Below are 9,320 nucleotides of genomic sequence, written 5' to 3' on the forward strand. Positions count from 1 at the left end.
TGAGGCGGTCAGAACCGTAAGGTCAAAATACGGGTGATCAGCCAGGAGCTGGACAAAACGCTGGCCCACAGCGCCGGTTGCGCCGAGGACTCCAACACTAACCATACCTCGTATATATATCTGAACCAGTAATTATAGTGCACTTATTTGTATTTTGAAATATCCCGGTGAAAAGAATGGTTTTTTGAAACGCTGAAATGGAATGCGCTTCTCTGGTCACGCAAACCGGCTGGAATGGTATGAAAAATCGGTTTAAAATGCAAAAAAAGATTTTATTCCATGGTGATTGCTTCTGCCGGACAGACATCCACACAGGAGCCACAGTCTACACAAAGTTCACTGTTTACTACTGCCTTGCCATCTTCCATAGTAATAGCGGCAGCCGGACACTCATCGACGCAGGTTTCACACCCGGTACATTTATTTTTATCAACAATTGCGGTCATTGATATCTCCTCAAAAACTTGGTGAAATACTTAAAAATAGGTTTCGAAGGGATCATGAAAGGTTTAAAACGTCTTTCATTCCATAAATCCCTGGTTTTTTCCCGACTACCCAGCGGGTTGCTCTGACGGCTCCTTCGGCAAATACCGACCGGTCATATGCCCGGTGGGACAGGGTCACGGTCTCATAATTGCCGGCAAACATGACTGCATGATCCCCGACAATATCTCCACCGCGAATGACATGGACGCCGATCTCCGAGCTCCGTTCGGTCATCCCTTCGCGTCCGTATATCTCCTCACGTGGACCGATCTCTTCCTGAAGGATCTGGAGAATGGTCCGTGCAGTTCCGCTTGGCGCATCCTTTTTGTACCGGTGATGCGCCTCGATCACTTCGACATCATAGTCAGAGAGCTTTCGTGCAGCATCCCTGATAAGTGTCCAGAGAATGTTCATACCGATGGAATAGTTGGTTGAGATGACGGCAGGAACATTTCCCTGGGCGATTGCCTCATCAATCCCTTTGCGCTGGTCCGCGGTAAGCCCGGTGGTTCCGAGGATGATGGCACAACCGGCACGGGCCGCAACCGGGACATTCTGTGCTGCTGCCGGGGCAATGGTAAAGTCGATGACCACATCAGGCTGTACCGATGAGAGAAATCCGGCCAGTTTCTCTGATGTGACAACCGGCGCTCCATAAACCGTCCCTTCTTTTATATCAACACCACCGACGAGTTCCATATCCGGTTCTTTTGATATGATACCCCCGATGATGGTTCCCATACGGCCAAATGCGCCGCAAATTACAACTTTAATCATATCTGGACAGAACCTCCCTGAGTTTTTCTGTTGTCTGCTCTGATGCTTCATCAAGGGGCAGGCGAAGTGGTCCGGCAGCCATACCCTTCAGTTCTGCTGCCTTCTTTACCGGGATTGGATTTGATTCAAAAAACATCGCCCTGAATAATGGCGAATATGCATAATGGATAGTGCGGGCAGTCTCATAATCTCCCTTTTGTGATGCCTCATACATTTCTATGAGGGGCCGGGGATAGATGTTCGCCGCAACTGATATGACTCCTTTTCCACCAAGAGCAAGGATTGGCAGCGTCAGGTTGTCATCCCCTGATATAACGGTAAAATCCTCATCTCTTGTCATTTCAATGATCGTTGAAATCTGACCGACATCACCTGACGCTTCCTTTACTCCTACAATACTTGGATGTTTTGCAAGTTCTGCAATAATATCAGGAGTGATATTTTGTCCGGTTCTCCCTGGTACATTGTATACGACAACCGGGATGTCAAGGTCTGCAATGGCAGTATAATGCTTAATCAGGCCTGAACGGTTTGGTTTATTGTAGTACGGGGAGATGACCAGGACCCCGTCAGCCCCGGCATCTTTGGCTGCCCTGGTGAAACGAAGGGCTTCTGCAGTGTTGTTGGATCCGGTACCAGCAAGCACTGGTACCTTTCCGCCTGCTTCATCGATCGTTACCTCAATGACCTGTTCATGCTCGGCAAAAGAAAGAGTTGCAGATTCACCGGTTGAACCACAGGGAACAACACCATGAACCCCTGCGGCAACGAGGTGCGCTATGTTGGAACGAAGGCCCTCAAGGTCCAGATTCTTTCCGTGATTTCTTAGAAAAGGAGTAATCAATGCGGGGAAAACACCCTCAAACATGAGGATTATTTTTTGAATTTCCCTGTATTTATCTTTCTTGTGATGTATCCGGCGACTCTGTTTCTGACCCGCTTGCTGGGCACATTGGTTGCGCTCATAACGGCCTTTTTATTCTCTTCAAAGTCGTTGGTAAACTTCTCTTCATGGAACTCCAAAAGTTCGGTTCCGATTTTTTTGATATAAGTCGGTTTAATTCCCATGATATTTCTCTCTCAGTGAGTTGCATCAATAATGCGCTGTGCGATCTTAATAAGATTTGTTGCAACCGATCCCGGTTTCTCACCAAACAATCGTGCCTGCGCCGGCGTTTTTCCATCCGTTTCTATGAACAGGACATCCGGAACACCTGATTCCTGCTCACTACAGAATGCCACTGCCCAGTCCAATGTGGAGACACCTTTTGGAATCTTCTCAGCACGTACGGTGCAGGTCTCAAGCAGCATATTGTCCGTGATTGAACGAAGTCCCTTTGAATACCTGATACCGGAGGCGCATCGTATCTCCGGAGAGAATCTGAGCGCTGTTAGGATGGCGGATACCATCGGCGTAGAGCAGTCAAATCTGACAGGCGGGCATGCATTATGGCCCGAATGAGGCAGGGTGATGATACACGATGCAACCTCTGCCGGTATTCGTGCCCCCGGAATGGCGTACACCAGTTCCATTCCGTCATCAGGGATGAGTTCAGAAGGTACATTCACCTGTATCTGTGGAATGACCCGCATCAGTTCCGCTGTGATGTTTTCTTTTTCTGCCTCTTTCACTGAACTCCCTCCTTTGATTGGTGATCCTGACCAGTCCCACAACCCTTAACCGGGGAGATGACGCACAGTACAGGCGTTATGAAACGTTGGATGCTTGATGCCATAGTCGGAGTTGGAAGCCTTATTGTCTTTCTTATTCTCATTCTTCTGCTCCCGGCAGTCCTTCCAGACGAAATCGGGTATTTAGGTGCCCTGCTGCTCTTTGTGATCACCATCAGCGCGGGAGGGTACGCAATCAGGGGTATCTCCACCTGATTGTTCTCCCTCCTTTCTGTTCGGATTCTGATTTGACGATTGTGCAGGTATATCCCCGGAAGATTTCTCTTTCCTGCTCATATCACGTTTTTTCTGTTTATAATAGGTCAGGGGATGGGTTACTTTTTTGCACAGGCTGTCCGGGTGCACACAAATACCATGCGTCTTCATGGTGGCACAGAGGGGGGAGGTATATTCTGTCCCGATTCCACCCCGCCCGGTGATGTGCTCAACCTGGTACATAGTTTTTTTCAGATCAAAGTTAGGAACAGATCCATACAACTCGATTATCCGCGTGTTTTCCATCCCGATATTATGGAGAAAAGAAGAGATTGCAAACCGGGCCATATGGGTCAGATGCCCGTTCCCGGCAATTGCTCCAAGAATTGCCTGCATGCACGGGGGAAAAGCCGACTCTTCAACCTGACCAAACTCTTCAAGCATCTTCTTCTGCCATTCGGCCTTTATCCGTTCGACCGCAGGACTGACCAGTTCACAGATAGATGAGGGGACTTTGAGTGGCAGGTTTTTTGCCATGATATACCGGAGCCGTTCCCTGATGATCTCATCAAACTCATCCGGAGAGATATGTACCTTTCCTTTGATTACGACCCGGTTAATCAGGCGCCATTTCTCTTCTGGCAACCGTGCTGCAACTGGTATGTAATCTACCACTGATAGTGCATTCTCCGTGTCGGGCAGACCGATGGATTTCCTGATAAACCGTTTCACGTCAGGGTTTTCTTCCTGTACATATGCATAGACAAGCCATGCCTGATACCTGACCAGTCGGTCGATGAACACGCGATCCTGGGCGCAGGAGACCAGTATCCTACTGAGCGGGTATGATGCGATGATGGTAGTTGCGGCGTCAGCGTCTTTCGGGATGTCCGGGAGTGGGGGGATCTCTTTTCCGGCAAAGGATAGCGCATGCTCAAGCGTTGTGATCGCTTCTTTCAGCGCCAGTCTGCCGGCTGGTGAATGAAGAAACTGATCAAGTGAATTGCTGATGGACCCGATATACGACTGGGCCTCTTTTAAAAAAGGGTATTTTGCCAGATCTTTGCGATCAAGGGTGACCATGCATTTAGTCAGCCTCAATCCGGGGTGCAAGCAGATACTCTACCTGGCCGTTGCCGCCTGCAATCTCAAATGAAAACTTGACCGGATGATCAATACCAAGATCGATGGTAACCTTCTCGGCATGACTTATGACCTTTCCCATATCTTTCAGGTAATCTATGGAAAAGAGTGACTTTGCAGACTCCCAGTTGGAAGAGATGACCTCTCCGGCTGAAAATGACCGTCTGATATTGTCAGAATCCCCCTCGGCATACAGAACAAACTCTTTCTTCTCTGGTTCGATGATAAACCATATCTTGTCTGATACGATGGATGCTGATTTAATCACATTATACAATTCTGATCCGGAGATCGTCACCTGACCTGGAAGCTGGATCCCTGGCGCATTTGGATCCTTTTTGATGGTATTTGAGTCAAGGAGCGTGATCGAGTAGTGATATCCTTCAAAGGTTACTTCAATCTTATTTGCTCCGTCAGGATGTTCCAGGTGGATATCACTTGCCTTTCCCATCATGGAATAGGTATTTTTGAGTTTTGCGATATCTAATCCGATCTCTTCGGTTGTTGCCTCATACTGGCTGAATGCTTCTTTCTTTAAGGTGAGGATAATCATCGCCACATTGGCAGTATCCACTGCCCGGGCCCAGACTTCTGTCTCAGAAACATGAAGTCTGCATTCAGTTACCAGAGCAGAGAGGGCATCAACGGTATCCTTGAATACATCTGCACTGATTGTTGCCTTCAGCATCTGCGCTCCCTATGCATTCAGGTTGTGATTTGACACAGATATATGTGCCGGGTTCGCATATTAGTGAGGGAACGATCAGGTCGATAATTTTTATGGGTTCACAATGGGGTAAAGATAAAGCATATCTGAAAGCAAAACAGTCAGGATACCGCTCCCGTGCGGCGATGAAACTGAAGGAGATACTCAGTAAAAATCCGGTTATCCGCCCGGATGATAATATTCTTGATCTTGGTGCCGCTCCTGGCAGCTGGCTTCAGGTTTTGCGTGAAATGACAGATGGCATTATTGTCGGCGTGGATCTCAATCCCATAGTCCCGATAGAAGGCGTCATAACCATCACCGGTGACTTCTCAGATCCGGCAGTGATTGCCCGGATCCGGGAACTGATGCCAGAAGTGAATGGCATCGTCTGTGACGCCTCACCAAAACTGTCCGGTCAGCGGTCATTTGATCAGGCCAGAGCCATTGAACTGAATGAGAAGGCGCTTGTCGTCGCACGACAGCTTCTCAAGCAGGGAGGGAATATGATTTTAAAGTCATTTCAGGGAGAGGATTTCAGCGGGTTGTATAATCGGGTTAAACAGGATTTCTACTCAGTCCGGACGTATAAAGCTCATACCACCCGGAAGGGAAGTACCGAAATGTATATTGTGGCAAAGAACTTTATCGGAAACCAGCAGGCAGCAGAGGAGCCGGAATCTGATGGATCTGCATGACACATATGGCCGGCCCATCTCAAACCTGCGTATTGCCGTAAACTCCGGGTGTAATCTCCGGTGTCTGTACTGCCACCGCGAAGGAGAGACGAGACCGGAAGAGCCCCTCCCTCTTGAGGATATCAGGGCCATTCTGGATGCTGCAGGCACCCTTGGGATACGGTCGGTGAAATTTACCGGTGGGGAACCCCTGCTTCGTGATGATATTGTGGAGATCATCAGGTCGGTCCCGCCGGGCATAGAGTCCTCGATGACGACGAACGGAACACTTCTCGGTTCCCTGGCTCACGATCTGAGAAAAGCCGGACTTTCCCGTGTCAATATCAGTCTTGACTCCCTCAATCCTGATACCTATCAGTATATTACCGGAACCGGCCTTTTATCAGACGTCCTTGAGGGTATTGAAGCTGCCCGGAATGCAGGGCTGACACCGATTAAGATAAATATGGTTCTCCTGAAAGGGATTAATGAGGGAGAGATAGAGGATTTTATCCGCCTTGTGGCAGGCGACCGGCATCTGATCCTGCAGGTCATTGAACTGATGGATCTGGGTGGATGCCCGCTTCATGCGGACCTGTCTGAACTTGAGGAGCGGATTGCACTTCACTCACGAAAAGTCATTACCCGGCGGATGCATCATCGCAAGAAGTACTGTTATGAGGGTGCCGAGATTGAATTTGTCCGTCCCTGGCATAATTCTGACTTCTGTAATCATTGTACACGTATGCGGGTAACGTCTGACGGGAAGCTGAAACCCTGTCTGCTCCGGGATGACAACTTGGTTGATATCAGGGGCAAACGGGGAGAAGAATTGATAAATCTCTTTCTTGCCACAGCAAAGAAGAGAGAGCCGTATAACAAGTGACTATGCCGAAATGGTTATGGTTGAAACACCAATCTGATGATCATGCCTGAGAATAATGAATATGAACGGGTCTTACAAACCCTGTATGAAAAATCCCTGATACTGGAAAACCTGTCCGATTTTCACTCAGATTTGAGTTTCTGGTTTTTTGATGCGATGGCGCATCTGGACTACTCGATCTCTTTGTTTGCGTATAATGCGGACTCACCACGAAATATGCTGACTCGTGAATATCTGAAATACCGCAAAGATCAGTCAATGGAAGGCAGGTTATCCAGGTTTGAAGGGTTTATGAACTGGCTTCGGGAGAACCATCCACAGGAGTATGAGAAGTTCCCTCTGTTTATGCAAAAGATCTATGATCCGTCTGATCTGGCGTCATATCGCTCATTCAGGATTGTGCTGGATCCAAATGATAAAAAACCGATACCATCTGCGGTGTTCAGAGTTATGATCGATGAGATCTTTGATAAGGCCTATCTTGCCTCTCTTTATAATGGCTCATCAATGGCGAAACTGTATGATCAGTATATGAGCCAGTGCTGATGCGGGGAACCTGATGCTTGATGTTGCCAGCCTCTGTTCAGAGCTTGTCCAGATCCGATCTGAGAACCCACCTGGTTATACCGATGAGGTTATCGCTTTTCTGCAGGATATCTGCACACAGATCGGGATAGAAACGGAGATTATTCAAAAGGGTCAAAAGCATAACCTGCTGTCGAAAAAGAGGCGGAATAATCTCCTTTTATGCGGGCATGTTGATGTCGTTCCGGCTCTTGATGATGACTGGGTCTATCCTCCTTTTTCTGGCAGGATTGATGAATCACGTGTGCATGGCCGTGGATCAACGGATATGAAAGGGGGGTGTGCCGCTCTCCTGTGTGCTCTGGAAAAGGTTTGCAATGAGGGGAGGGATCCTGATGTGGATCTTGCATTTGTCTGTGATGAAGAGGGAAATGGCGATTTTGGTATGGAGTATCTGGTTAAGAAAGGATATCTCTCTCCAAAATCGTGCCTGATTGCAGAACCAACCCCAAAATTATCTCCGGTTGTTGGAGAGAAAGGTATTGTCAGGCTTCATGTCACCTTTACTGGAGATGCAGGCCATTCATCACTGCATCCGGTCATTGGCAACTCTGCCATCATGCAGGCATGTTCGTTTCTTGAACTGTGCAGGAAGATACACGGGATGGAATGGCCCCATGATCCCCTGGTCACCGAAGTGATAGAAAATACCACAAACTCCCTCTCGACCCTTCTTTCGATATCACGAAACAGGGCAGCAACCATACTCAGTCATGTCTCGTTTAATCCAGGGCTCATATCCGGTGGAGAGCGAATTAATGTCATTGCGCAAAGGTGTGCGCTTGATCTGGACATGCGGATACCGTGGGGATGCGACATCCAAGAGCTTATCGGGATGATCCGGGCTGGTATTCCACAAAGCAAAGTGGAGGTCCTGGAATCTGTGGCCCCGACCCTCAGTCGTCCTGACCGGCTGTGCTCACTGATCTCAGAAGGGATAGAACAGGTGTATGGACAAAAGGCTCTTTTCGGAGTGACACAGGCGGCAAGTGATGCACGGCATCTTAGGGAGATCGGGGCAGAAGTTGTCAATTACGGGCCTGGAGATCTGTCCCTTCTGCATGCTGTTAATGAAAGTGTGTCGATAGAGATGTTACAGAATTGCAGGGATGTGTATATCCATGTTCTGTCACATCTATAACGATTTTTTCTTCCTTGCCTGAATGCTGTCAAGTTGTTCCCTGGCATGATGATACTCAGGGTCGATCTCCAGCGTCTTCATATACCAACAGGATGCCTGATCCAGATCTCCCTGTTCCTCATACGTATGGCCGATATTATACGCCGCATCAGGATATTCAGGGCAGATATCCAGAATCTCCAGGTATACCGAAATTGCCTCCTCAAACCGGAGAAGAGCTGCAAGAGCGTTTCCCTTGTTCAGCATGGTCAGGATATGATCCGGACGGTCAAAAAGGACTTTCTCGTAATAATCCAGGGCCTCTTCGTACCGTCCCAATGACTGAAGCGTATTTGCAAGATTGTATCGTGCCTCCAGGGATTCCGGGTCACGGTCGAGTGCCTGCCGGTACATCTCTTCCGCCTCGGTAAACCGCCCCAGGTTCTGCAGGGCAAGACCCATATTATTCCAATAGACAGCGGGACCGGGGTCTGCATGCAGTACCTTCTCATAACAGGCTAAAGACGCTTCATGCTCGCCCATCATCCCCAGGGCGATTCCTTTCAGATTCCATAATGCCGGATTATCCGGGGCCTCCCTGATAAGTATCTCAAGGGGTTTGAGGGCTTTTTCAGGTCGCCCACGCTGGATATCCCTGATTGCTGAAGCTGCGGTATATGCCTTTTTTACATTCATGGATTTATATTCATGGATTTCTGATCAGCCACCACCGGGTATAGATGAGATATACCAGGGCATTGATGATGATAATGAGCAATACAAGCCCGATGGTTATTCCTACCGGTCCTTTCAGAGCTGATTTCATCGATTCTGCAACCAACCCGATCAGGGAGAATGGGGATGCTGCTGGTGCAGGCTCCTCTGTATACGTCTCTTCTGGTTTTGGCATGTCAGTCACCTGGGGCGGCGTATCCGGTATCGGTGTTCTGATCAGTTCAGGGGGCGTTGGGGGCTGGGATGGAATCTCCGTTATGAGTGGTGGTTGTGTTTCAACAGCTGCCTGATATGATCCCTGCGGGAGGACAGGGGTCC

General features: G+C 48.6%; 14 protein-coding genes and 1 pseudogene. 5 read left to right on the top strand and 10 right to left on the bottom strand.

Going from position 1 to position 9,320, the window contains the following annotated elements; all coding sequences use genetic code 11:
• The 6 genes and pseudogenes from PLA23_RS06875 to PLA23_RS06900 all read right to left on the bottom strand — a co-directional run.
• A pseudogene (locus PLA23_RS06875) lies at nucleotides 1-105 on the bottom strand (aspartate-semialdehyde dehydrogenase); the annotation flags it as partial.
• A 167-nt stretch (nucleotides 106-272) separates the two neighbouring features.
• Nucleotides 273-446 carry a ferredoxin family protein gene (locus PLA23_RS06880; protein ID WP_324331683.1) on the bottom strand — a complete coding sequence of 58 codons (174 nt, stop codon included), beginning with the start codon at nucleotides 444-446 and terminating at the stop codon, nucleotides 273-275.
• Nucleotides 447-498: 52 nt separating this feature from the next.
• Complete coding sequence (gene dapB, locus PLA23_RS06885) at nucleotides 499-1,263, bottom strand: 4-hydroxy-tetrahydrodipicolinate reductase (RefSeq protein ID WP_324474584.1); 765 nt, start codon at nucleotides 1,261-1,263, stop codon at nucleotides 499-501.
• Nucleotides 1,256-2,131 carry a 4-hydroxy-tetrahydrodipicolinate synthase gene (gene dapA / locus PLA23_RS06890; RefSeq protein WP_324330938.1) on the bottom strand — a complete coding sequence of 292 codons (876 nt, stop codon included), beginning with the start codon at nucleotides 2,129-2,131 and terminating at the stop codon, nucleotides 1,256-1,258. Before dapA ends, dapB begins: the two co-directional genes overlap by 8 nt.
• A gap of 5 nt (nucleotides 2,132-2,136) precedes the next feature.
• Nucleotides 2,137-2,331, bottom strand: coding sequence for a 30S ribosomal protein S17e (locus tag PLA23_RS06895; protein ID WP_324330937.1), 195 nt, complete (start codon nucleotides 2,329-2,331; stop codon nucleotides 2,137-2,139).
• Nucleotides 2,332-2,343: 12 nt separating this feature from the next.
• Nucleotides 2,344-2,895: a thiamine-phosphate synthase family protein gene (locus PLA23_RS06900; RefSeq protein WP_324330935.1), complete on the bottom strand. Its 552-nt coding sequence runs from the start codon at nucleotides 2,893-2,895 to the stop codon at nucleotides 2,344-2,346.
• Between the two features lie 57 nt (nucleotides 2,896-2,952).
• Between PLA23_RS06900 and PLA23_RS06905 the strand changes: the two genes are divergently transcribed.
• On the top strand, nucleotides 2,953-3,150 hold the full coding sequence (locus PLA23_RS06905; protein ID WP_324330933.1) for a hypothetical protein: 198 nt from the start codon (nucleotides 2,953-2,955) through the stop codon (nucleotides 3,148-3,150).
• Here PLA23_RS06905 and priL read toward each other — a convergent pair.
• Complete coding sequence (gene priL / locus PLA23_RS06910; protein WP_324330931.1) at nucleotides 3,079-4,233, bottom strand: DNA primase regulatory subunit PriL; 1,155 nt, start codon at nucleotides 4,231-4,233, stop codon at nucleotides 3,079-3,081. The genes PLA23_RS06905 and priL overlap by 72 nt on opposite strands.
• Before the next feature lie 4 nt (nucleotides 4,234-4,237).
• Complete coding sequence (locus PLA23_RS06915) at nucleotides 4,238-4,981, bottom strand: DNA polymerase sliding clamp (protein WP_324330929.1); 744 nt, start codon at nucleotides 4,979-4,981, stop codon at nucleotides 4,238-4,240.
• A gap of 92 nt (nucleotides 4,982-5,073) precedes the next feature.
• Here PLA23_RS06915 and PLA23_RS06920 point away from each other — a divergent pair, with 92 nt between their 5' ends.
• From PLA23_RS06920 to PLA23_RS06935, 4 genes are read left to right on the top strand one after another with little or no spacing between them, the layout of a single operon-like run.
• Nucleotides 5,074-5,697 (top strand): RlmE family RNA methyltransferase, encoded by a 624-nt coding sequence (locus PLA23_RS06920; protein WP_324330941.1) that lies wholly within the window; start codon nucleotides 5,074-5,076, stop codon nucleotides 5,695-5,697.
• A complete protein-coding gene (moaA, locus tag PLA23_RS06925) occupies nucleotides 5,684-6,562 on the top strand; it encodes a GTP 3',8-cyclase MoaA (protein ID WP_324330927.1) in 879 nt (292 codons plus the stop codon). The genes PLA23_RS06920 and moaA overlap by 14 nt, the downstream gene beginning before the upstream one ends.
• 42 nt (nucleotides 6,563-6,604) lie before the next feature.
• Entirely contained in the window at nucleotides 6,605-7,108 is a 504-nt protein-coding gene (locus tag PLA23_RS06930) for a hypothetical protein (protein WP_324474586.1), read from the top strand.
• A gap of 13 nt (nucleotides 7,109-7,121) precedes the next feature.
• Entirely contained in the window at nucleotides 7,122-8,288 is a 1,167-nt protein-coding gene (locus tag PLA23_RS06935; protein ID WP_324332009.1) for a M20 family metallopeptidase, read from the top strand.
• Here the strand turns inward: PLA23_RS06935 and PLA23_RS06940 are convergent.
• A complete protein-coding gene (locus PLA23_RS06940) occupies nucleotides 8,283-8,963 on the bottom strand; it encodes a tetratricopeptide repeat protein (RefSeq protein WP_324474588.1) in 681 nt (226 codons plus the stop codon). The genes PLA23_RS06935 and PLA23_RS06940 overlap by 6 nt on opposite strands.
• A gap of 10 nt (nucleotides 8,964-8,973) precedes the next feature.
• On the bottom strand, nucleotides 8,974-9,320 hold a 347-nt coding region (locus tag PLA23_RS06945), incomplete at its 5' end, for a hypothetical protein (RefSeq protein WP_324474589.1).

Origin of the sequence: Methanospirillum sp. (assembly GCF_035406105.1) — an archaeon.
In the GTDB taxonomy this organism is placed as follows: domain Archaea; phylum Halobacteriota; class Methanomicrobia; order Methanomicrobiales; family Methanospirillaceae; genus Methanospirillum.